This is a genomic window from Pseudomonas sp. UBA6310 (assembly GCF_002438225.1).
Classification (GTDB): Bacteria; Pseudomonadota; Gammaproteobacteria; order Pseudomonadales; family Pseudomonadaceae; genus Pseudomonas_O; species Pseudomonas_O kuykendallii.
In genome coordinates this window covers 1-20870 of sequence record NZ_DJTK01000070.1, presented here as the reverse complement: position 1 = coordinate 20870, position 20870 = coordinate 1, and the positions used below count along the sequence as shown (strand labels likewise).

Here is a 20870-nt window from a genome sequence, read left to right as displayed (position 1 = left end):
CGGCGGGCGCGGCCTGTCCGTCGGCTTCAGCCGCAGCGATGCAGCCGGCGCCAGGCCTGCGGGGTGATGCCGGTCTCGCGGAGGAAGGTGCGGCTGAAGTGCGACTGGTCGCAGAAGCCGTGCACGTGGGCTATGCGGGTCAGCGATTCGTCGGTGGCGAGCATCATTTCCCGCGCCGCCTCGATGCGCCGGCGCGCCACGTAGAGCAGCGGAGGACTGCCGAAGGCCTGTTTGAAGGCGCGGGTGAAATGGCTGACGCTGAGCGTGAGCAGCGCGGCCAGCTCGCGGGTGCGGATGGCGCAGTCCAGGTGCTCGTCGATGTAGCTGGAGAGCCGCCTGACCTGCCAGCCGGCGAGGCCGCCGCGGCTGTCGCCGCTGTCGAAGTCGGCATCGCGACGCAGCAGTGCGATTGCGCGGGCCAGGCTGCGGCAGGCGGCTTCGCGGTCGCTGTGCAGCGCCGCGCCGGCATCGTCGAGCAGGCCGAGCACGGTGGCAATGGGGCCGCCGGGGAAGGGCAGAACGGCGTTCCTGGGCATCGGCGTGCTCCGCAGGCTATGAACGGCGCTCGAAGGGGCGCCTCTGCAGGGATGATGCGGGCGTGAGCGCGGCGCCGACAGACCACGACGAGGCGCTCGCCAACGACACGAAAGTGGGGCGGATCAGAGCTCGATGATGCCGCGCTGGATGCCGATGGTGACCGCGTGGGTGCGGTTGTTGGCGCTCAGCTTGTCCATGATGCTGCGCAGGTGGCCCTTGATGGTGTCCTCGGAGATGCCCAGTTCGTTGGCGATCTGCTTGTTCGCCGCGCCCTGCGCCACCCGTTGCAGGACCTGCAGTTCGCGCGGGCTGAGGGCCTCCTGGCCGAGGGATTCCGCCAGCTCGGCGGCGATCTCGGCGGGAAAGTGCCGGCGCCCGGCGGCCAGCGCGCGGATCGCCTCCACCCGTTCCTTGCGCAGCGTGCTTTTCAGCAGATAGCCCTGGGCACCGGCCTTGATCGCGTGCAGCGCGCGCACGTCGCCCCGGTAGGTGGTGAGGATGGCGATGCGCGCATCGGCGAACTCCGCGCGGATCGCCCGGATCGCCTCGATACCGTTCATTTCCGGCATCTGCAGGTCCATCAGGGTCACGTCCGGGCGTTCCGCGCGGAAGCGTTCCAGGGCTTCGCTGCCGTCGCCGGCTTCGCCGACCAGGTGGATGTCGGGCTGCTGGTCGAGTACCGCAGCGATCCCCTCGCGCAGCAGCGGGTGGTCGTCGACGACCAGCACGCGAATGTCTCCGGTGACCGCAGTCATGCTCAGCTCCTCGGGTGAATCAGGTAATGCAACCAGCGCCGGCAGGACGGCAGCTATGTCGACGTGCTGATGAACCTGCTGCTCAAGCCCGAGGAAGACGACCTGGTGGAAGGCTTCGTCGCCGACATCACCGAACGCATCCTTGCCCAGCAGCGCCTGCAGACCCTCAACGACGAACTTGAACAGCGGGTCGCCGCGCGTACCGAGGAGCTGCAGACCCTCAACGGCCAGTTGCGCGAGGCGCGGGACGCCGCCGAAGCGGCCAACCGCAGCAAGGACAAGTACCTCGCCGCCGCCAGCCATGACCTGCTGCAACCGCTGAATGCCGCGCGGCTGCTGGTCTCGACCCTGCGCGAGCGGACCCTGCCGGCGGCCGAGCACGGCCTGGTGGCGCGCGCGCACCAGGCGCTGGAGGGCGCCGAGGACCTGCTCAGCGACCTGCTCGACATCTCCCGGCTCGACCACCACGCGGTCAAGCCGGACCTGGACGTCTACAGCCTCGACGAACTGCTCGCGCCACTGGTCTCCGAGTTCCAGGGCGTGGCGGAGGCCGCCGGTCTGCAACTGCGCGCCCGCATCGCGCCGCTGACGGTGAGCACCGACATCCGCCTGCTCTCGCGCATCCTGCGCAATTTCCTCAGCAATGCCTGCCGCTACACGCCGCGCGGACGCATCCTGCTAGGTTGCCGGCGCCGTGGCGACCGGGTGCGCCTGGAGGTGTGGGACAGCGGCCGCGGGATTCCGGCGGACCAGCTCGACGCGATCTTCCTGGAGTTCAACCAGCTGGACGTGGGTCGTGCCGCCGAGCGCAAGGGCGTCGGTCTGGGCCTGGCCATCGTCGACCGCATCGCCGGCATCCTCGGCTGCCCGGTACGCGTGCGCTCCTGGCCGGGGCGGGGTTCTGTGTTCAGCGTCGACGTGCCGCTGGCCGCGGCGCCGGTGAAGGCGCCGTGTGGCGACAGCCTGCGTCGCCCGCTGATCGGCGACCCGCTACCGGGACGGCGGCTGCTGGTGCTGGATAACGAATCGAGCATTCTCGACAGCATGGCCGCGCTGCTCGGACAGTGGGGCTGTGAGGTGGTCACCGCGCTCGACCAGGACAGCGCCCTGCGCCAGCTCGGCGGTCACGCGCCGGAGGTGATCCTGGCCGACTACCACCTCGACCACGGCGTGCTCGGCTGCCAGGTGGTCAGCGCCCTGCGCGCGCATTTCGACGCGCCGATCCCAGCGGTGATGATCACCGCGGACCGCAGCAGCGAATGCCGCCAGCACCTGCAGAAACTCGGCGCGCCGCTGCTGAACAAGCCGCTGAAACCCGGCAAGCTGCGCGCGGTGCTCAGCCAGATGCTCGGTGAGGCCGCGCCTTAGCGCCGAGCGCCGAGCTTTATCTTTTGAGGAGTTACGGGCGGCGATGCGCGAGCAGGGCGCCGCCTTGCCCAACGGGGGTCAGTTCGCCGGCGTTTCTTCGACCGTTTTGAGCCGCCGCTGCGCGGCGATTTCCGGCAGTTCCTGGCGTCGCATGTAGGCCAGCAGCGGTTCGCTCACGTTCAGGCGATCGTTGACGTTCTGCTCGAGGAGGATCTGCAGGCGCACGCGGCTCAGGTTCATCACCTGCTCGTCCTGTTCGCGCCAGACGAACTCGCACGCCGGGGTGATGCTCTCCTCGGCGACATCCATGCCGAAGGAGTCTTCGCTGAAGCGGACGATGTGCTTGCCGGTCTTGGTGTTGAACCCGACGAAGCCGTTGAGCTGATCGGCGGCGTGGCAGATGTCGGCGGAAGTGATGCTCATGGGTAAACCTCGCTGGATGTCGATTCGATGGTTTACACGCGGGGCGCAGCCCTCCGTCTGGGCGGAGGTGCAGGAAAACGTCGACGATTCTGCCAGCAAATGACGCTGCGTGGATGACTATGGTTCTCATCCATTCGCCCTCCGGCGGTGTCACCCGCGTCGTGCCGGGCGCGCCTGCCGACGCCGCGTCCATATGCCTCACCTCTCCGTTCGAGCCGGTTTCTCCGGCGGCTGTCCGCTGCCGACGGCGGGAACACGCGACGCTGCCGGTCACATCGCTGGTCTACTCTGGCTGGACATTTCAGGAGGAAACGTCATGCCGAAAATGAAAGCCGCCGTCTTCGTCGAGAAGAACCGCATCGTTCTCGAGGACAAGCCGATCCCCGAGGTCGGGCCGCTGGATGCGCTGGTCCGTATCACCACGACCACCATCTGCGGCACCGACGTGCACATCCTCAAGGGCGAGTACCCGGTGGCCAAGGGACTCACGGTGGGCCATGAGCCGGTCGGCATCATCGAGAAGCTCGGCTCCTCGGTCGTCGGTTTCAGCGAGGGGCAACGGGTGATCGCCGGCGCCATCACCCCCAGCGGCCACAGCTTCGCCTGCCTGTGCGGCTGCGCCTCGCAGGACGGCCCGGCCAGCAAGCACGGCTTCACCGCCACCGGCGGCTGGAAGTTCGGCAACATCATCGACGGCTGCCAGGCCGAATACGTACTGGTGCCCGACGCCATGGCCAACCTCGGCGCGGTGCCGGATACCCTGAGCGACGAGCAGGTGCTGATGTGCCCGGACATCATGTCGACCGGTTTCTCCGGCGCTGAGAGCGGCAAGGTGCAGATCGGCGATACCGTGGTGGTGTTCGCCCTCGGTCCCATCGGCCTGTGCGCCGTGGCAGGCGCCAAGCTCAAGGGCGCCACCACCATCATCGGCGTCGACACCCTGCCGGCGCGCCAGGACGTGGCCCGCCAGCTCGGTGCCAGCCACATCGTCGATTTCCGCCAGGGCGATCCGGTGGCGCAGATCATGGCGCTCACCGATGGCCGCGGGGTGGATGTCGCGATCGAGGCACTGGGCACCCAGACCACCTTCGAAGCCGCGCTGCGCGTGCTGCGTCCGGGCGGCACGCTGTCCAGCCTGGGCGTTTATTCCACCGACCTGCGCATCCCGCTGGACGCATTCGCGGCCGGCCTCGGCGACCTGAAGATCGTCACCACGCTCTGTCCGGGCGGCAAGGAGCGCATGCGCCGGCTGATGGAAGTGATCTCGTCGGGCAGGGTCGACCTCACGCCGCTGGTGACCCACCGCTACAAGCTGGACGACATCGAAAAGGCCTACGAGCTGTTCGCCAACCAGCGCGACGGCGTGATGAAGGTGGCGATCACCCCCTGATCCCGCCCCTCGCCGTATGCCCGGCGGCCCTTTCGCCGGGCGACTTCAGCGGCAAGAACCTGCAGCGCGAAGCGCGGGCGATCCAGCAGCAGGGCGATGCGCTCTTCGGCCCGATTGACCGCTAATCGCTGGATCGCTTCGCGGGGCGTGCGCCGCCTGATCGAGCGCATCGCAGGTTTACCTTCCCCTTACTTATGGCTGACACCGGCTGACGCAGTGGCGTTGTCGGATGGTTGCAGGGGAACAACCCCTTTTCCCACGAGGAGAAGTCCATGATCAGCCGATTCTTCCAGGTCAGTGCACTTGCCGGATGCCTGGTGTTCGCTGGCGGCGCGTCCGCATTCGATCAGAGCGACATCGTTCCCGCACTCGCGGGTGCCGCGGTGGGCGCCGTTCTGGTCGCGGTGCTCTCCGATTCGGATGACGACCACGAGCATCGCCGCCACCCGCCGCGCCGCGAGCTGTCCTACCGGCAGCCGCCGCGTCCGCTGGCGTACCGTCCGCAGCCGGTGCGCTACGTGGCGGTTCCCGTGCATCGCCAGCACGGTCGTGACGACTGGCGCCGCTGAAACGAACGGCCCGCGACCTGCCGCGCCAGGGCGGGACGCCGGCTCCTTGTTTGCATCGCTCAGCCAAGAAGCTCGGTGAAGGCCTTGTCGGCTTCGATCACGGCGGGGAGGTCCGCCAGCAGCTTGTTCAGGTCCAGCCCGGCGAACAGCGGTCCGGAAAGCTCCTGGCCGACGTCGGCGCCGATGCCGCCGTGGCTGGCGATGACGTCGCAGATGATCGTCGCCTGGGCGACGATACGCGCGTATTCCGAATCGCTCGGCGCCTGCGAGGGGCGGCCCTGGTAGGCGATGGCGGTCTGGATCAGCTTCGGCAGCCGCCAGCGGCGCGCCAGTTCGGCGCCCACTTCGGGATAGCCGAAGCCGAGCTGCAGGTTCTCTTCCGCGGCGCGACTGGAGGCGTTGTTCTGTCGGTCGTTCATCTTCGCCGCGAACTCCGGGGCGCCGGTCTGGATCAGCAGCTCGCCGATGTTGTGCATCATCCCGCAGGTGAAGGCGGTGTCGGGATCCTTGCCAGTGAGTTTGGCCAGCAGCCGCGAGACGCTGGCGACGCGGAAGCTTCCGGTCCAGAAACCCTTGAGATCGAACGTGGGACCGGCCTTGAACGCTCCTGTCATCGCCGACGCCAGCACCAGCGTGCGCAGGGTGTTGAATCCCAGGCGCATGGCCGCGTCCTCGATGCTCGCCGATTCCCGCGAGCCACGAAAGCGTGCCGAATTCGCCAGGCGCAACACCTTGGCGGCGATCACCGGATCGCGCTCGATGTTGCGCGCCACGCTGTCCAGGCTGGATGACGGATTGTCGAATTGCTGGATCAGGTCCTGCGCCACCTTCGGCACGCTGGGCAGGTTATGCAGCTCGGCGAACAGTGAATCGATGTCCATAGGATGTCTCCAGGGCGGGTGCGATAGCTCAAGAATAGGTGCAGGTGCCATGCATACCAGCGCCGTTCGGCTACAGGCGTGGGGACGCCGAATGGCTGTGTTCGACAGGTGATTCCTGACTTGGGCGAGCGTATGGAATCCCTAGTTTCTGGGGATATTTAGTACGTTGTTGATGTATTCCTGCCTTCGCTGCTAATTTCTTGAGGCTCCCTTGGTTCGCACATTCCGCTTGCGTGGAATTGTCTGGAGCGAGCCTTTCGGACATATCCGTGGGCAAGGCAACAGGTCTGGGCGGATTCGATGCCATCACTGCATGCAGGAATGAAACATGAAGCTCTCACGACTCGCCGTACTGCTCCTGCCTCTGATGATGCGAGCACAAGCCATCCATCCGTTACAGCGACATACACGTCCCCGAGAGCATTGCCTACGCCGCCGCCAACTCCGAGAAGGGCGTGAGCGGCAACTTCCTGTTCAGCATCCGCGCGGTCGGTCATCCCGGCGAGTGGGTGTACCTGAACCTTCAGGACGACTACGGCGACCGGCGCAACATCAGCATCGTGCTGGTGCCGGGCGTGCAGGGCCAACTGGTGAACGGGGGATTTCGTCGCAATCGCTCAAGGTTAGGCAGTTGATGGTTCGTGGCACGGCCCGGCGGGTGCGGATCAGTTTCAATGACGATGAAGGCAAGCCCATTGGCCTCTACTGCCAGACGCATTTGCGCCGGCGTAGCGCCGACGATCCTAAGGTCGTCAAGTGACGGCTGCGCCCCTGCCCATCCTGCATACGCCGCGACTGCTGTTGCGGCCGCTGGAGATGAGCGATGCCGAGCGGATTCAGGCGCTGGCCAGCGACCCTGCAATCGCGGCGACCACCTCGACGCTGCCGCATCCCTATCATCTGCAGCATGCGCAGAGCTGGATCGAAGGCATCGCTCCGGCATTCGCCGACGGAAAGGGAATAAGCCTGGCGATAACCTGCGAGAAGGTCATCGTCGGCGTGATGAGTCTGGCCGGGATTTCTCGCAAACACCGACGCGCGGCGCTGGGCTACTGGATCGGTGTACCGTTCTGGGGACGCGGCTACGCCACTGAAGCGGCACGGTCGATCATCGCCTACGGCTTCGCCGAGCTGGAACTGAACCGCATCTACGGCGAGTGCTACAGCTACAACCTGGCCTCCGAGCGGGTGCTGCAGAAGCTCGGCATGCGGTTCGAGGGCTGCCAGCGCGGGGCGATGAGGAAGGGCGATGCCTTCATCGATATCCTGCTCTATGCCCTGCTCAAGTCCGATTTTCCGCTGGGGGAGGAGCGCCTAGTCTCAGGCGGGTAGGACAGGTACCGCCATGCCCTCTGGAGCTAGGACCACGGCGATGCGTTGCCGACGGTGATCGTCGGGCATTCCCAGCGCCAGGCGACGACGCCTGCGCACTAAAGGCCATACGACTGAAGTGAGCCGGCACTGCCGCAGAGGCGCCAGACGTCTCGCGGCATTATCCCGTGTGGGTGAATGCTGCTCCTGGCATCCGCCGCGCGCGCCGGGCGCCGCTTCGATTACCCTGTGCACAGCGTCACTCCCGCCGTCGAACCCTTCCAATCGAGGAACAACGCCATGCAAAACACCTCCACCCTGCGCTTCGTCACGCTGCTCGGCAGCCTTCGCAGCGGCTCGTTCAACGGCATCATCGCGCGCGCCCTGCCGGCGCTGGCGCCGGAAGGCGTCAGTGTCGAAGCGCTGGGTTCGATCGGCGACTTCCCGCATTACGACGCCGATCTGCAGGCGGAAGGCTTCCCGCCGGCGGTGCTGGCGATGGGCAAGGCGATCGCCGAGGCTGACGCGGTGATCGTGGTCATGCCCGAGTACAACTACTCGGTGCCAGGCGCACTGAAGAACGCCATCGACTGGCTGTCGCGCCTGCCGGAAACTCCGTTCTCCGGCAAACCGGTGGCGATTCAGAGCGCCTCGCCGGGCATGCTCGGCGGCGCGCGTGCGCAATATCACCTGCGCCAGGTGTTCGTCTTCCTCAACGCGCAGGTGTTGAACAAGCCGGAAGTGATGGTCGGCCAGGTGGCGGGAAAGGTCGACGCGCAGACCGGCGAACTCACCGACCAGGGCACCCGCGACTTCATCGCCGGGCAGCTCAAGGCGCTGGCCGACCTGGCACGCAAGGGCTGACCGGCGCGTTCGCGCGGTGCCAGCCGGCTTGGTGAACGGCGGAGCGGGCGGTAGGCTGTCGCTCCGTCCCGCCACCCCCGAGGAACCGCAATGCCGACTGCTCCACGAATTCCCCAGAACGTCGACCTCGATGCCCGCTACGCCGCGGTCAAGCGCGTGGCGCTGGCGGCGGCGCAACGCGGCATGGCGTTCTACCGCGACCGCGAGGCGCTGACGGTGATGCACAAGGGCGGCGACCAGCAGGACATGGTCAGCATCGCCGACCGGCAGATCGAGGAGTACATCCGCGCCGAGCTGTCCCGCGAGTTTCCCGAGGACGGACTGCTCGGCGAGGAGGGCGGTGCGGCCGATCTGCAGGCGCGCTGCCTGTGGGTCATCGACCCCATCGACGGCACCGCCTGCTTCGTCAACGGCCTGCACGCCTGGTGCGTGTCCATCGGGCTGATGGTCGACGGCGAGCCGACCCTCGGCGCCATCGCCGATCCCAATCACGACGAACTGTTCCACGCCTGCCTCGGCCGCGGAGCCTTCGTCAATGACACGCCGATCCGGGCCAGCGCCGCACGCCAGGTGAGCGAAGGGCTGACCGGAGTCGGCACCTTCCACCCGCGCGGCAAGGCGCATTTCATTCCCTTCCTGCAGGGGCTGCTGTCCTCGGGCGGGATGTTCATCCGCAACGGCTCCGGCGCGCTGATGACGGCCTACGTCGCCGCCGGCCGGCTGATCGGCTACTACGAAACCGAACTGAAGAGCTGGGATTGCATGGCCGGCCTGGTGCTGGTGCAGGAAGCCGGCGGCCGCCGCAACGACTTCTTCCGCAACAACGGCCTGCTCGACGGCAATCCCTACCTGGTGGCCGCGCCCGGCGTCTACGAACAGCTGGCCGCGCTGATCGGGCCGTCGCTGGACGGGGATTGAACGGGCTCGTTCACGCGGGTTGCCGGATCACTCGGCAGCCAGCCGTTCCAGCTCGCGGCGCACCATCGCCGCATAAGGTGCAGGGCTAAGCGCGTAGAGCTGGGTAGCGACCCAGGCGGGCCAGCGCGGGCCCCAGGCGGCGCGTTCGGCGAGCAGGCGCTCGGCCTCGCGGCGTGCGTCGTCGGCATGCTGGCGATGGAAGTCCTGGCGCGTAGTCGCCGGCGAGGGCCACAGCGCCGGCAGCACGTGAAGACGCAGCAGCGGCGCCAGGTCTTCCGGCCAGGGTTCGCCGCGAACTAGCCAGCGCTGTGCGTCCAGTTCGGCGGCTACGCTCACGGGCTCGTCCAGCGTGCCGGTAAATACCTCGGCGCGGACCCAGGTGTCCGGCTCGTTGGCGGCGGGCGCTTCGAAGCGGCCCAGCGCGGTGAAGGCGCTGCGCGCGAACGTCAGGCCCAACTCTTCCTGCAGTTCCCGGCACAGCGCCGCCAGGGCGTCTTCGCCGGCCTCCAGCTTGCCGCCGGGCAGCATGAAGGCCGAGGTGCCGCGCTTGCGCACCAGCAGCAGGCGGCCGTCGGCGTCCAGCAGGCAGGCCGCCGAGATCATCAGGGTATGGAGTTTTGCCATCAGGGCGCCGTCGCGAGGTGATCGAGACGGCGATTCTAAACGGGGAGGCTGGCAAATCCAGCCCGGCGTTGGCCGGGCCGGATGTTCAGTTCAGCAGGTCCGCCGGAACGTTGCCGCCGTTCTCGGCGAGCTTGTTCAGCACCGCCTTGTGCAGCCAGATGTTCATCTGTGCGGAATCGGCCATCTTGTCGGCCGGGCAACCCAGCTCGGTGGCCAGCTCCTTGCGCGCCTGCAGGCTACTGTCCAGCCCGAGCAGCTTGAGCAGATCGACGATGGAGGTGCGCCAATTTAGCGTTTCGCCGTGCTGCGCGGCCATCTCGTTGAGCCGGGCGGAAACATCCACCGGCGTGGCGCTCACCGGAGCGGCGCTTTGCGCCGGCGACTGGCCGGGCACGGTGGTCGCATTGGAGGTCGCGGTCGGCCCGCCTGAATCCATGATCGAGTCGTCCGGACCGACCTTCAGGTTGGGCACCTCGTCGTGATGGCCGATGCCGAGTTTTTCCAGGATGGAGCTGAGCAGTCCCATGGCGCTTCCTCGTGAGTGGGTGTGCAGGTTGGACCGCGCGCCACCCGCGGGGATTCAGCGGCAGGACGGACGGCACCGGCAACCCCGGCCTGGCCGTCGTGGTCTGACGTCCTGCGCGGCCAAACCGCAGGCAGGCGTTATCCTGCTGCCTGGCCCCGCGAAGCGGATTTCAATCGGAGAAAGACATGTCAGCCAAGCCATTCGTCGTCATCGCGGAGTTCACCCTCAAACCCGGCTCGCTCGCCGATTTCCTCGCCTTCGGCCAGATCGATGCCGGCGGCGCGCTGGACAAGGAGGAGGGCTGCCTGGCGTTCGACATCCTCCTGCCGGAGAGCGGCGGCGATCAGGTGATGTTCCACGAGGTCTATCGCGACCGCGCGGCGTTCGACGAGCACAAGGGAACGTCGCACTACCTGGCGTTCAAGGAAGGGTCGAAATCGTTGCTGGCGGAGGACGTGAAGGTTCGCTTCTTCAATCCGGTCGCGGCGCAATGAAGGCGAAACAGGCCGATGCAGGACGCCGCGGCGAGGGTGGCGTTGCAGCGTGTGGCTGCAACGCGCGGCCGTGGACTCAGTCCTGGCGGCTGGTGACTTCCAGCAGGTGATAGCCGAATTGGGTCTTCACCGGGCCCTGCACGACGTTGATCGGCGCGCTGAACACGACGGTGTCGAATTCCTTGACCATCTGGCCGGGACCGAACGAGCCGAGGTCGCCGCCCTGACGGCTGGACGGGCAGGTGGAGTTGTCCTTGGCGACCTGGGCGAAGTCGGCACCGCCCTCGATGGCGGCTTTCAGTTCGTTGCACTTGGCTTCGCTGGCAACCAGGATGTGGCGGGCAGTGGCTCGGGCCATTGGGGGTACTCCTTTTCTAATGGACTGCCGAGGCTACCGGAATTGCCGGGTTGTTCAAGCGTCGCGGGAGGAACGGACGTGTCGCAGCGGGCATCGATCATCCGCCGGGATAGCTATTGGCCCTCCATTTCTTGCTGCCCTATACTCGCGCCCCGCCACGGATGGCCGGTCGAATCAGGAAACGCCTGAGGCAAAGGCTGTCCGTCACTTCCCGATGGACTCAATGGAATGATCATGAAAGCCAGCTTCTTCGCACTTCCCTCGCGGCTCTTCTGAGTGCCTGCACGGCCACCACATCGCTTCGCTCGACCGACCCGCAGCTGACCGTGGCGGTCAACGATGAGGCTCCGCTCGCCCTCGGCAGCCCGGTCAAGAAAACCTACAACGCCACCAGCTTCGGCCATTACCGCTTCAAGGCCACAAAGCAAGGGATGGAGCCCATGTACGGCCTGATCCCGTTGAAATTCAACGGTGGCTATCTGGCCGCCGATATCCTGTTTTTTGCTCCGGCGATGTTCTACAACCTGCGCGAGGTCTATCCGTTCTACGAGTTCGATGTGGAGAACGGCGTGGTTCGCTACAAGCGCAACGCCGACGACCAGTGGGTGAGCTACAAGCCGACCGCCGCGGAACAGCAACACGCGAAGAACTACTTCCTGAAGTAGGCCGGCAGAACGGCGAGGCGGATCACCGCCTCGCCCTCGGACCGGACTTCACACTCCCGCAGAACACGACGGAAGGCCTGAAAGCCCGGTTGTTGAGCCGGGCGGGGCGGGCGTAGAATCCGCGCCTTTGCCTCCTGCCTCTGCCTTTTTCACCGACCTTCCTCTGCGTTCGTAGCCGCCGGCTTCCCCGGAAACGCTACGCAGGCGGCGTCTGCCGCAGGGAATGGTTCGCCGGCAGGAATTCCTTTCCCGAAGGTTTCGCACGCGCCATTAATCGTCGTCCTACACGCCGGCGGATGCGCCCGCAGCCTTCCACGAGCGTCAGACATCGCCGACATGAATACCCCTGTGAATGCCTCTGCCGGGTCCTGGCTGAGCGTCGTCGCGCTGGCCCTGGCCGCGTTTATCTTCAACACCACCGAGTTCGTCCCGGTAGCGTTGCTCAGCGCCATCGGCGTCAGTTTCGACATGCCGCCGACCCGAGTCGGGCTGATGCTGACGATCTACGCCTGGGTGGTGGCGCTGGCCTCGCTGCCGATGATGCTGCTGACGCGCAACATCGAGCGGCGTCGGCTGCTGACCTTCGTCTTCCTGCTGTTCATCGCCAGCCACCTGCTGTCCAGCGTCGCCTGGAATTTCACCACCCTGGTGGTCAGCCGGATCGGCATCGCCCTGGCGCACGCGGTGTTCTGGTCGATCACCGCCTCGCTGGCGGTGCGCGTGGCGCCGCAGGGCAAGCAGGTGCAGGCGCTGGGATTGCTGGCGACCGGCACTTCGCTGGCGATGGTGCTGGGCATTCCGCTCGGGCGCGTGCTCGGCGAAGCGCTGGGCTGGCGCACCACCTTCATGGCGATTTCGCTGGTCTCCGCGCTGACCGTGATCTGCCTGATGAAAAGCCTGCCGCTGCTGCCGAGCCAGAATTCCGGTTCGCTGCGAAGCCTTCCGCTGCTGTTCAAGCGCCCCGCGCTGGTGTCGCTGTACGTGCTCACCGCGCTGGTGATCACCGCGCAATTCACCGCCTACAGCTACATCGAACCCTTCGCCAGGACGGTCGCCCACCTCAGCGAACACATGACCACGGTCCTGCTGCTGCTCTTCGGCGGTGCCGGTGCCCTCGGCTCGCTGCTGTTCAGCCGCTACAGCGCGCGCTATCCGAATGGCTTCAGCATCGCCGCGATCGCCGCCCTGGCGCTGTGCCTGCTGCTGTTGCTCCCCGCCGCGCGCAACGCCGCGTGCCTAAGCGTGCTCAGCGTGGTCTGGGGCATCTCGATCATGTGCTTCAGCCTGGCCTTGCAGGCGAAGGTGCTCAACCTGGCCTCGGACGCCACTGACGTGGCGATGGCGCTGTTCTCCGGCATCTACAACGTCGGCATCGGCGGCGGCGCCCTGCTCGGCAGCCTGGTCAGCACGCACCTCGGCTTGCCCGGCATCGGCATCGCCGGCGGCCTGTTCGCCCTCGTCGGGCTCACGCTCTGCTGCGTCGCCAGCTACCGCTTCGCCCGCCCGGCCGCGCTTTAGATCCGAGGCGGAAGGCGCTCGGGTTTTCCGCTTTCCCGCGGCTTTTCTCGTCACGCTCGATCCCTCCTTCGTCGTTTGCCACCGGTGACGCCGGCCATCGCCTCGCGCATCATGGGTTGTCCTACCGATCCTGAAGGAGTCTCCATGCGCCGATGCCTGATCTGTTTCAGCCTCCTGCTGGCCGGCTTGTTGAACCTGGGTGCCGCGCAGGCGGACGACGAGGCGCAGTTGCTGGCGCTGATCAACGCCTACCGCGGCGAGCCGCAGGGGTGCGCGGCGCAGACGGTGGCGGTGGGGCCGCTGTCGCTCGATCTGCGCCTGGCCGCGCCGACGGCGACCGATATCGACGATCTGCAGCAGGCGCTGAGCCAGAACGGCTACCCAGCGGCGGCCTTGCAACTGATTCGCCTGTCCGGGCCGGACAACGCCGAGGCGGCGATGAGCGCACTGCGGCAGAAATTCTGTGCGCAGCTGCTGGGCGCGCAATACATCGATGTCGGCGTGTCGCGCAGCGCCAGTGACTGGCGCGTGGTGCTGGCGCGGCCGCTGCTTTCCGGCGGGCTGGGCGACTGGGAGGCGGCGGGGCGCGCGGTGCTGGAGTTGGTCAACACGGCCCGCGGGCAGGCGCGGCAATGCGGCGGCACGAACTTCACCGCGGTGGCGCCACTGGCCTGGAACGCCGCGCTGGCCGAGTCGGCGCTGGCGCACAGCCGCGACATGGCCAACGGCAACTTCTTCTCCCACCGCGGCAGCGATTCCAGCCAGGCCGACGAGCGTGCGCTGCGCGCCGGTTACACCTGGAGCGCGCTGGGCGAGAACATCGCCGCCGGCGACGACGCGCCCAAGGCCATAGTCGACGGCTGGCTGGCCAGCCCGGCGCATTGCGCCAACATCATGAATCCGGCCTTCAGCGAAATGGGCGCCGCCTACGCCGTGGACCCGCGCAGCGACGCCGGCATCTACTGGACCCAGGTGTTCGGCGCGCCGTAGGGTGGAAAACCGCGAAGCGTTTTCCGCCGTTCTTGCCCACTGACGCCGCCCAGGCCCGCGCGGCCGGCCCTTTCGATGGTTGTCGCCGGGCCTCTGCGGCGACGCAGACGGCAGCGGCGAAACCTGCGGATCAATCGCCTCCCACCACCCGGCAGCGGGCTGGGGAAAGGGAGACGCCGGAAGAGTCGCCCTCGCTCAACGAGGGCGAAGGGTGGTCAGGCCGGTTTGCGGATGGTCTTGAGCAGGTCTTCCGGGGTGATCTGGCCGACCACGTTGCGGTTGGCGCCCGGTAGCGGGAGGTCGAGGATGTGGCCCTTGATCTTGCCGATCACGTGCATCTCGCACGGTTTGCAGTCGAACTTCAGGGTCAGCACTTCGTCCTGGTGCACCAGCTGCATCGGCGCGACCTTGGTGCGCACGCCGGTGACGCCCTTGGCCTGCTTCGGGCAGAGATTGAAGGAGAAACGCAGGCAGTGCTTGGTAATCATCACCGGCACCTCGCCGGTTTCCTCGTGGGCCTCGTAGGCCGCGTCGATCAGCTGCACGCCGTAGCGGTGGTAGAAGTCCCGCGCCTTCTGGTTGTAGACGTTGGCGAGGAACGACAGGTGCGCCTCCGGGTACACCGGCGGTGGCGTGCTTACCGCCTTGCGCCCGCCACGCGGATGCAGGGCGACGCGGGCCGCCGTCAGCGCCTCGATGGCGTCGCGGCGCAGCGCCTTGAGCTGCGAATTGGGGATGAAGAACGCCTGCGGCGCGACGATCTCCACCGCTTCGGCGTGGTAAATCGTGGTGCCCAGTTTGCCCAGTGCATCGCGCAGCTGCTCCAGCGCCTGCTCCGGCTTGTTCGCCGCGCCGAAGGGGCCGTCGAGGCCGAGCGAAACCTGCGCGCCGTCCTCGCTGCTCAGCGTCAGCTCCAGGCGCGCCTCGCTCCATTGCACCTGCCAGCGCACGGCGATGCGGCGCTCGGCGGAGGTCTTCTGCAGCGCCTGCTGCCAGTTGTGGTCGAGGTTGCGGTTGAGCGGATGGTTCGGCCGCAGCTGGCGCAGCGCGGCGGGCATTTCGTTGGGCTCGACGCGGTACTGCCAGCGCGGCGCGCCGTCTTCCTCGAAGGCCTGCAACTGCTCGACCACGCTGGCGCGGAAGCCGACCACCTCGCGCTTGACCAGCACGTTGAGGCCGTCGCCGTTGGACAGCGGCTCGGTGGTGCTGGCGATCAGGTCGCGCTTGCCGACCTTGAGCACCTCGCCCACCGCCAGACCGGTGAAGGTCGGCGAATCGAAGGCGCCGATGTCCACCTTGCGCTCGCTGACGAAGTAGTCGGTGCTGCCGCGGTGGAAGGTCTTGTCCGGATCGGGCAGGAAGAAGTGCTCGGTGCGTCCGCTGGACGCCCGCGCCAGGTCCGGGCGCCCGGCCAGCAGCGCATCCAGCTGCTGGCGGTAGTAGGCCGTGATGTTCTTCACGTAGCCGACATCCTTGTAGCGCCCCTCGATCTTGAACGAGCGCACGCCGGCATCCACCAGCGCGCCCAGGTTGGCGCTCTGGTTGTTGTCCTTCATCGACAGCAGGTGCTTGTCGAAGGCCACCACGCGGCCCTGGTCGTCCTTCAGCGTGTACGGCAGGCGGCAGGCTTGCGAGCAGTCGCCACGGTTGGCGCTGCGCCCGGTCTGCGCGTGGGAGATGTTGCACTGCCCGGAGAACGCCACGCAGAGCGCGCCGTGGATGAAGAACTCAATGGCCGAATCCACCGCATCGGCCATCGCGCGGATTTCCTGCAGGTTCAGCTCGCGGGCCAGCACCAGTTGCGAGAAGCCGGCCTGGGACAGGAACTTGGCCCGTTCCAGGGTGCGGATGTCGGTTTGCGTGCTGGCGTGCAGCTCGATCGGCGGGATGTCCAGTTCCAGCACGCCCATGTCCTGCACGATCAGCGCATCGACGCCGGCATCGTAGAGCTGGTGGATCAGCGCGCGCGCCGGCTCCAGCTCGTCGTCATGCAGGATGGTGTTGAGGGTTACGAACACGCGGGCGTGGAACAGGTGGGCGAATTCCACTAGCGCGGCGATATCCGCGACGCTGTTCTCGGCATTGTGCCGCGCGCCGAAACTCGGCCCGCCGATGTACACCGCGTCCGCCCCATGCAGGATGGCCTCGCGGGCGATCCCCGCGTCGCGGGCGGGGCTGAGCAGTTCCAGATGATGCTTGGGCAAGGACATGGGCGTTTTCTTTTATCAGGCGTGGCACGGTAGCCGCGCATTTTAGCCGGGCGACGGCGGCTTGGGGATCTTGCGTGACAGGAGGAGCCGCGCGCGCCCCGAACGCAACCCAGTAGGGTGCGCCGTGCGCACCTGGCGACCACCGGAAAAGTGCATCGGTGCGCATGGCGCACCCTACGGTCTTCGAGAGTGACGGGTATGCGTGTCGCACGCACTTTCCGTAGGGTGCGCCGCGCGCACCGGGTGATTACGGAGAAATGCATCGGTGCGCATGGCGCACCCTACGGTCTTCGGGAGTGACGGAGCTGCGTGTGGCACGCACTTCCGGTGGGTACGCCGCGCGCACCGGGTGATCACCGGAGAAATGCGTCGGTGCGCATGGCGCACCCTACGGTCTTAGGGAGTGACGGGTATGCGTGTCGCACGCACTTTCCGTAGGGTGCGCCGCGCGCACCGGGTGAACATTGGAGAAATACATCGGTGCGCATGGCGCACCCTACGGTCTTCGGGAGTGACGGGGCTGCGTGTGGCACGCACTTCCGGTGGGTGCGCCGCGCGCACTGGGTGACCATCGGGGAAACGCATCGGTGCGCACGGCGCACCCTACGGTCTTCGGGAGTAACGGGGCTGCGTGTCGCACGCACTTCCGTAGGGTGCGCCGCGCGCACCGAGTTCCACCGGGCTACGCGCGAAAGGCCAGGCCACTCAATGCAGGCGGCGCGCGCCGAGGCGGTTCTCGACCAGCGCCTGGGCTTGCGCGGCCATCTGGTCGAGCAGACGGTCGCGCTTCTTCTCGGCGTCGCTCATGGCCTTCTTGCCGTGCTGCTGCACCAGGTAGGCATGGATCTGCCGGACCTCTTTCGACTGGAAGATCGGCTCCAGGTCCTGCACCGCCACCAGGCCGTCCGAGGCTTGGTTCCAGGCGTTCAGCAGCACCTGCGGTCCGCGCGCCGCCAGCACCTGGAAGCCCATGGCCTCGAACATCGGCACCTTGCCCGCCGCGCAGGCCAGCTCGGCATGCGGATGCCGCGCGCTCATGTGCTGCAGCATCGCCCGGGTGATACCGCGCCGGCGGTGGCTGGCCTGCACCGCGGTGTAGACCAGCGTGCAGGCCTGCGGATCGTCCTTTGCCGGCAGATAGAGGGCGAAGCCCAGCACCTGCGACGGGTCCGCATCGTCCAGCGCGAGGATCAGCCGCGCACCGGTCTCCTGCGCGGCGTCCATCGCCTGCAGGTAGAGGTGGACCTCGTAGCCGATCACGTACTGGTAGAGCTGGAACAGCGGATTGCTCGGCGTCAGCGACACCGGGCTGATGTCGCTGAAGTAATCCACCACCATCTGCAGAACCTGGCTCTTCAGCGATTCTGGCGGCGGGTTTTCCAGGTGTACGAGGGTGAACATCGGCGAACGGGCTCCGGTGGGGCGAGGGCGGTTGGGCGCGGCATTGTAACGGCTGGGCGGTCGATCATCCCGAACACTCACCACCGGGTGACGCCGCAATACGAGTTTCCATCCGCCGGTTTCATCCCTCCCGCCAGGAAAGCCCATCGCCGCGCAGGCGCTGGGCTATGATGCGCGCCCTCATTTCCGTCCGAATCCAGACCCCCATGCCCGGCAACGCGCTCTATACCGACCTGTCGGGTTACTACGATCTGATGTGCGCCGATATCGACTATCGCGCGCAAAGCCACTGTGTCCAGCGCCTGCAGCAATTGTTCGGCAACGGCGGCAGACGCCACCTCGACCTGGCCTGCGGAACCGGGCCGCACGTCCGCCATTTCATCGACGCCGGCTACCGCAGTGGCGGCCTCGACATCAACCAGCCGATGCTGGACCGCGCCGCCCAGCGCTGCCCGGAAGCGCAGTTCTCCCTGCAGAACATGTGCGCTTTCAGCGTGAGCGAGCCGCTCGACCTGATCACTTGCTTCCTCTATTCGATCCACTACAGCGGCAGCATTGACCGGCTAAAGGCCTGCATCGCCCACACGCATGGCGCGCTGGAGCGCGGCGGGGTGTTCTGCTTCAACGCCGTCGACAAGCAGATGATCGACAACGCCTCCTTCGTCTCCCACAGCGCCCGCCACGCCGACGGCCTGTTCGGCTTCAGCTCCGGTTGGCACTACAGCGGCGAGGGCGAGCGGCAATCGCTGAGGTTGCGCATCGAGCGCACGGCGGCCGGCGAAACCCAGGTCTGGAACGACGAACACCCGATGGTGGCGGTGAGCTTCGCCGAGTTGCAGGCACTGCTGGCGCCGTACTTCGAGGTGCATGTGCTGGAGCACGACTACGAGAAGCTGATTCCCTGGGGCGCGACCTCGGGGAATGCGCTGTTCGCCTGCGTGAAGGTCTGAGCCCGGCGCGCACCGCAACCACCGCGCCGGCCTCCATGGTGCGCATGGCGCACCCTACGGTCACGTAGGGTGGAAATGGCGAAGCCTTTTCCACGCGGAGCGGAGTCCAGGCGACCTCGCTTGGAGCGCGGCGTCGGGGAATGTGTTGTTCGCCTGCGTGGAGGCGTGAGCCCGTAGGGTGCGCCGCGCGCACCGCAACCACTGTGTCGGCCTCCATGGTGCGCATGGCGCACCCTACGATTACGTAGGATGGAAATGGCGAAGCCTTTTCCGCGCAGAGCGGAGTCCAGGCGACCTCGCTGAATCCGCCCTATGGGCTAACCGGGCCGGTACGGCACCCATACATCGCCTTGCCAGTGCAGCAGCGACAAACCCTGGCGGCTTTCGCGACGCGGGCGGTGAGTGTTCGTCGGCTCTTCCTCGCGCAGCGCCGGAACTACGTCGGCGCTGAGCCAGCGACGAATGCAGCGGTTTTCCGGGTGGTAGTAGTGGATCAGCGCGGCGTAAACGCCGGACTCGCTGATCAGCCGGGTCGTCTCGGGTTGGCCGTGGGTGTTGAGCAGCACGGCATCGAGCAACTGGTCGGCATCCAGAGTACGTGTAACGCGTTCTTCCAGGTGCGGTTGGCCGATCAGTCGGCCCAGGTCGCGGGCGCTGAACCAGCAGTGCGGTTCGAGGAGCAGAGCGCGTAGTTGGCGGCGGTGGCGGGTGAACGTCGTCGGGATCAGGGTTTCGCCGGGGAGGGCGGGTATGGCGGGGGATGCGGGTTGAGTTGGCATATCCATTACCTCTACGTGAATTGACCAGCTTTCTTAGGGCTGGGTGCCGGGAGCTAAGAAACCCCACGTAGAGGGCCGGACGTATTCCCCTTTCGGGTCTTGTATTAGCCCACTCCCGACATATCAGAGGTGTTTTTCTTGCGCACACGGGCAAGCCGTAGGCACAAAAAAGCCGCGAATGTCGGATGCGGGCAGGGCCGCTACGTGAAGGCGTTTCTTAGGCGCCAGTGGCTAGCGTAGGGATGCGAGCCGAGGTGGTCAAGGACGGGGTCTGGCAGGGTGGATGACGCTCTTTTCATTCGCCGTGGTAGCCCCGTAGGGTGGAAATGGCGAAGCCTTTTGCACGGGGTAGAGAACCGCGCCCTGCGGAGGTCCGGGCTACCTCGCTACGAGAAGCTGATTCGCTGGGGCGCGACGTCGGGGAATGCGCTGTTCGCCTGCTTGAAGGCCTGAGCCCGTAGGGTGCGCCGCGCGCACCGCAACCACTGCGCCGGCGTCCATGGTGCACATGGCGCAGCCTTTTCCACGGGCGAGGTGTTTAGGCTACCTCGCTGCTTGTTAAGGAGTAAGTAGCTCTTGAACTGCTTTGTCATTCTCTTTCAAAGTAACTCTTATTTTCTTTCCAGAGTTTGTGGCAATGAGATTTTTCATGGACACAAGTATGTATGGAAACACTTTTCGCAGATCTCCGCTGGACCCAACACTATACGCTTTTGATATCCACACCTGCCTCATTGGTTGAGACTCGCTGTAGCTCGTCAGGTCGTAAGCAGCCAGTCTTACATCCCTATAATAAAGGATATCTGTTCCTGTATGGGGCTGCGAGCCAGTAATGCCATAAGTAGGGGTGTAAGTTGTAGTGCCGCTATAAGTCGCGGTATTGCCAAAAGCTGAAACCGTACCGACGGTATTAGATGCTGCTACACCGGTTTGCCCCCAAGTAGGGACTGTGTAGCTGTAGTTGTAAAACTCTGGGTCGCCTACTGAATAGCTTAGAGCGATAGCGATGTCCGCCGAATCCGAGCTTGGGGCTTTAATGAAACCCTTCTGCTGCAAGATCTTATTTACATACTTGGCGAACTCCATGAATTGAAGATCATCCTCATGGACTTCTTCCATGCCTGGGAGAAGAATATAACGGTTTTTCTGGGTGGCATCGGGTGCAGCCAAAGAATCTACATTCGTAGCATAGTACGTGCTAGTGCAACCACTCAGCATGATGATTAGGAGATATAAAGTTATAAGTCGTGCTGATTCCATTTTTAAACTCCCTGTTGATATGGAACGCTTCACCTATTTGCCGAGTGGCTTCAAGCTTTTGGTCTGTCCCGGGCTGAGT

The 20870-nt window shown here is 66.0% G+C and carries 22 protein-coding genes and 2 pseudogenes; 12 read left to right on the top strand and 12 right to left on the bottom strand.

The features are described 5' to 3' along the window. Positions 1 to 26 precede the first annotated feature (26 nt). Positions 27 to 536 (bottom strand): helix-turn-helix domain-containing protein, encoded by a 510-nt coding sequence (locus B3E91_RS17250; protein WP_287030696.1) that lies wholly within the window; start codon positions 534 to 536, stop codon positions 27 to 29. Positions 537 to 659: 123 nt separating this feature from the next. Further along, positions 660 to 1292, bottom strand: coding sequence for a response regulator (locus B3E91_RS17245; RefSeq protein ID WP_287030695.1), 633 nt, complete (start codon positions 1290 to 1292; stop codon positions 660 to 662). Between the two features lie 36 nt (positions 1293 to 1328). Here B3E91_RS17245 and B3E91_RS17240 point away from each other — a divergent pair. Next, a pseudogene (locus tag B3E91_RS17240) lies at positions 1329 to 2660 on the top strand (hybrid sensor histidine kinase/response regulator); the annotation flags it as partial. Positions 2661 to 2738: 78 nt separating this feature from the next. Here the strand turns inward: B3E91_RS17240 and B3E91_RS17235 are convergent. Further along, entirely contained in the window at positions 2739 to 3083 is a 345-nt protein-coding gene (locus B3E91_RS17235) for a DUF2025 family protein (RefSeq protein WP_090231793.1), read from the bottom strand. Positions 3084 to 3399: 316 nt separating this feature from the next. On the opposite strand from B3E91_RS17235, the gene B3E91_RS17230 reads away from it, so the two are divergent. After that, entirely contained in the window at positions 3400 to 4473 is a 1074-nt protein-coding gene (locus tag B3E91_RS17230; RefSeq protein WP_273234755.1) for an NAD(P)-dependent alcohol dehydrogenase, read from the top strand. On the opposite strand, the gene B3E91_RS17225 is transcribed toward B3E91_RS17230, so the two are convergent. Beyond that, a complete protein-coding gene (locus B3E91_RS17225; protein WP_287030694.1) occupies positions 4416 to 4643 on the bottom strand; it encodes a hypothetical protein in 228 nt (75 codons plus the stop codon). The two genes, B3E91_RS17230 and B3E91_RS17225, sit on opposite strands and share 58 nt — an antisense overlap. A gap of 102 nt (positions 4644 to 4745) precedes the next feature. Between B3E91_RS17225 and B3E91_RS17220 the strand changes: the two genes are divergently transcribed. Beyond that, complete coding sequence (locus B3E91_RS17220) at positions 4746 to 5042, top strand: hypothetical protein (RefSeq protein ID WP_273234757.1); 297 nt, start codon at positions 4746 to 4748, stop codon at positions 5040 to 5042. 59 nt (positions 5043 to 5101) lie between these two features. Here B3E91_RS17220 and B3E91_RS17215 read toward each other — a convergent pair whose 3' ends face one another. Then, entirely contained in the window at positions 5102 to 5923 is an 822-nt protein-coding gene (locus B3E91_RS17215; protein WP_287030692.1) for an HDOD domain-containing protein, read from the bottom strand. Between the two features lie 455 nt (positions 5924 to 6378). Here B3E91_RS17215 and B3E91_RS17210 point away from each other — a divergent pair, with 455 nt between their 5' ends. The 4 genes from B3E91_RS17210 (at position 6379) to B3E91_RS17195 (ending at position 9016) form a co-directional block, all read left to right on the top strand. Next, complete coding sequence (locus tag B3E91_RS17210; RefSeq protein WP_273234761.1) at positions 6379 to 6558, top strand: hypothetical protein; 180 nt, start codon at positions 6379 to 6381, stop codon at positions 6556 to 6558. Between the two features lie 121 nt (positions 6559 to 6679). Further along, the gene (locus tag B3E91_RS17205; protein WP_287030691.1) at positions 6680 to 7255 is read left to right on the top strand and encodes a GNAT family N-acetyltransferase; all 576 of its coding nucleotides are present in this window, start codon (positions 6680 to 6682) and stop codon (positions 7253 to 7255) included. A 279-nt stretch (positions 7256 to 7534) separates the two neighbouring features. Continuing rightward, a complete protein-coding gene (locus B3E91_RS17200; protein WP_287030689.1) occupies positions 7535 to 8098 on the top strand; it encodes an NADPH-dependent FMN reductase in 564 nt (187 codons plus the stop codon). A gap of 90 nt (positions 8099 to 8188) precedes the next feature. Continuing rightward, positions 8189 to 9016: an inositol monophosphatase family protein gene (locus tag B3E91_RS17195; RefSeq protein WP_287030687.1), complete on the top strand. Its 828-nt coding sequence runs from the start codon at positions 8189 to 8191 to the stop codon at positions 9014 to 9016. A gap of 171 nt (positions 9017 to 9187) precedes the next feature. Here B3E91_RS17195 and B3E91_RS17190 read toward each other — a convergent pair. After that, positions 9188 to 9640: pseudogene (locus B3E91_RS17190) on the bottom strand (NUDIX hydrolase); the annotation flags it as partial. An 85-nt stretch (positions 9641 to 9725) separates the two neighbouring features. Next, positions 9726 to 10166: a DUF3597 domain-containing protein gene (locus tag B3E91_RS17185; RefSeq protein ID WP_287030686.1), complete on the bottom strand. Its 441-nt coding sequence runs from the start codon at positions 10164 to 10166 to the stop codon at positions 9726 to 9728. Positions 10167 to 10351: 185 nt separating this feature from the next. On the opposite strand from B3E91_RS17185, the gene B3E91_RS17180 reads away from it, so the two are divergent. Next, the gene (locus tag B3E91_RS17180; protein WP_287030685.1) at positions 10352 to 10660 is read left to right on the top strand and encodes a putative quinol monooxygenase; all 309 of its coding nucleotides are present in this window, start codon (positions 10352 to 10354) and stop codon (positions 10658 to 10660) included. 76 nt (positions 10661 to 10736) lie between these two features. Here the strand turns inward: B3E91_RS17180 and B3E91_RS17175 are convergent, their stop codons facing one another. Then, entirely contained in the window at positions 10737 to 11018 is a 282-nt protein-coding gene (locus B3E91_RS17175) for a peptidylprolyl isomerase (protein WP_090231782.1), read from the bottom strand. 326 nt (positions 11019 to 11344) lie between these two features. On the opposite strand from B3E91_RS17175, the gene B3E91_RS17170 reads away from it, so the two are divergent. The 3 genes from B3E91_RS17170 (at position 11345) to B3E91_RS17160 (ending at position 14191) form a co-directional block, all read left to right on the top strand. Continuing rightward, positions 11345 to 11683, top strand: a complete 339-nt coding sequence (locus B3E91_RS17170) for a hypothetical protein (RefSeq protein ID WP_287030684.1) — start codon at positions 11345 to 11347, stop codon at positions 11681 to 11683. Positions 11684 to 12019: 336 nt separating this feature from the next. Beyond that, complete coding sequence (locus tag B3E91_RS17165; protein ID WP_287030683.1) at positions 12020 to 13201, top strand: sugar transporter; 1182 nt, start codon at positions 12020 to 12022, stop codon at positions 13199 to 13201. 144 nt (positions 13202 to 13345) lie between these two features. After that, a complete protein-coding gene (locus B3E91_RS17160) occupies positions 13346 to 14191 on the top strand; it encodes a CAP domain-containing protein (protein WP_287030682.1) in 846 nt (281 codons plus the stop codon). Between the two features lie 215 nt (positions 14192 to 14406). Here B3E91_RS17160 and B3E91_RS17155 read toward each other — a convergent pair whose 3' ends face one another. Then, a complete protein-coding gene (locus B3E91_RS17155; protein WP_287030680.1) occupies positions 14407 to 16401 on the bottom strand; it encodes a peptidase U32 family protein in 1995 nt (664 codons plus the stop codon). 705 nt (positions 16402 to 17106) lie between these two features. After that, on the bottom strand, positions 17107 to 17802 hold the full coding sequence (locus B3E91_RS17150; RefSeq protein WP_273234780.1) for a GNAT family N-acetyltransferase: 696 nt from the start codon (positions 17800 to 17802) through the stop codon (positions 17107 to 17109). Positions 17803 to 18008: 206 nt separating this feature from the next. Between B3E91_RS17150 and B3E91_RS17145 the strand changes: the two genes are divergently transcribed. After that, on the top strand, positions 18009 to 18752 hold the full coding sequence (locus B3E91_RS17145; protein ID WP_273234786.1) for a class I SAM-dependent DNA methyltransferase: 744 nt from the start codon (positions 18009 to 18011) through the stop codon (positions 18750 to 18752). Between the two features lie 317 nt (positions 18753 to 19069). Here the strand turns inward: B3E91_RS17145 and B3E91_RS17140 are convergent, their stop codons facing one another. Continuing rightward, complete coding sequence (locus B3E91_RS17140; protein WP_273234781.1) at positions 19070 to 19531, bottom strand: BRO-N domain-containing protein; 462 nt, start codon at positions 19529 to 19531, stop codon at positions 19070 to 19072. A gap of 558 nt (positions 19532 to 20089) precedes the next feature. Next, positions 20090 to 20701 carry a hypothetical protein gene (locus B3E91_RS17135; RefSeq protein ID WP_287030679.1) on the bottom strand — a complete coding sequence of 204 codons (612 nt, stop codon included), beginning with the start codon at positions 20699 to 20701 and terminating at the stop codon, positions 20090 to 20092. Between the last annotated feature and the right edge of the window lie 169 nt (positions 20702 to 20870).

Bases quoted from the DNA above. Each gene is read 5' to 3' on its own strand.
- B3E91_RS17250 (WP_287030696.1), bottom strand. From the start codon at position 536: ATGCCCAGGAACGCCGTTCTGCCCTTCCCCGGCGGCCCCATTGCCACC.
- B3E91_RS17245 (WP_287030695.1), bottom strand. From the start codon at position 1,292: ATGACTGCGGTCACCGGAGACATTCGCGTGCTGGTCGTCGACGACCAC.
- B3E91_RS17235 (WP_090231793.1), bottom strand. From the start codon at position 3,083: ATGAGCATCACTTCCGCCGACATCTGCCACGCCGCCGATCAGCTCAAC.
- B3E91_RS17230 (WP_273234755.1), top strand. From the start codon at position 3,400: ATGCCGAAAATGAAAGCCGCCGTCTTCGTCGAGAAGAACCGCATCGTT.
- B3E91_RS17225 (WP_287030694.1), bottom strand. From the start codon at position 4,643: ATGCGCTCGATCAGGCGGCGCACGCCCCGCGAAGCGATCCAGCGATTA.
- B3E91_RS17220 (WP_273234757.1), top strand. From the start codon at position 4,746: ATGATCAGCCGATTCTTCCAGGTCAGTGCACTTGCCGGATGCCTGGTG.
- B3E91_RS17215 (WP_287030692.1), bottom strand. From the start codon at position 5,923: ATGGACATCGATTCACTGTTCGCCGAGCTGCATAACCTGCCCAGCGTG.
- B3E91_RS17200 (WP_287030689.1), top strand. From the start codon at position 7,535: ATGCAAAACACCTCCACCCTGCGCTTCGTCACGCTGCTCGGCAGCCTT.
- B3E91_RS17195 (WP_287030687.1), top strand. From the start codon at position 8,189: ATGCCGACTGCTCCACGAATTCCCCAGAACGTCGACCTCGATGCCCGC.
- B3E91_RS17185 (WP_287030686.1), bottom strand. From the start codon at position 10,166: ATGGGACTGCTCAGCTCCATCCTGGAAAAACTCGGCATCGGCCATCAC.
- B3E91_RS17180 (WP_287030685.1), top strand. From the start codon at position 10,352: ATGTCAGCCAAGCCATTCGTCGTCATCGCGGAGTTCACCCTCAAACCC.
- B3E91_RS17175 (WP_090231782.1), bottom strand. From the start codon at position 11,018: ATGGCCCGAGCCACTGCCCGCCACATCCTGGTTGCCAGCGAAGCCAAG.
- B3E91_RS17165 (WP_287030683.1), top strand. From the start codon at position 12,020: ATGAATACCCCTGTGAATGCCTCTGCCGGGTCCTGGCTGAGCGTCGTC.
- B3E91_RS17160 (WP_287030682.1), top strand. From the start codon at position 13,346: ATGCGCCGATGCCTGATCTGTTTCAGCCTCCTGCTGGCCGGCTTGTTG.
- B3E91_RS17155 (WP_287030680.1), bottom strand. From the start codon at position 16,401: ATGTCCTTGCCCAAGCATCATCTGGAACTGCTCAGCCCCGCCCGCGAC.
- B3E91_RS17150 (WP_273234780.1), bottom strand. From the start codon at position 17,802: ATGTTCACCCTCGTACACCTGGAAAACCCGCCGCCAGAATCGCTGAAG.
- B3E91_RS17145 (WP_273234786.1), top strand. From the start codon at position 18,009: ATGCCCGGCAACGCGCTCTATACCGACCTGTCGGGTTACTACGATCTG.
- B3E91_RS17140 (WP_273234781.1), bottom strand. From the start codon at position 19,531: ATGCCAACTCAACCCGCATCCCCCGCCATACCCGCCCTCCCCGGCGAA.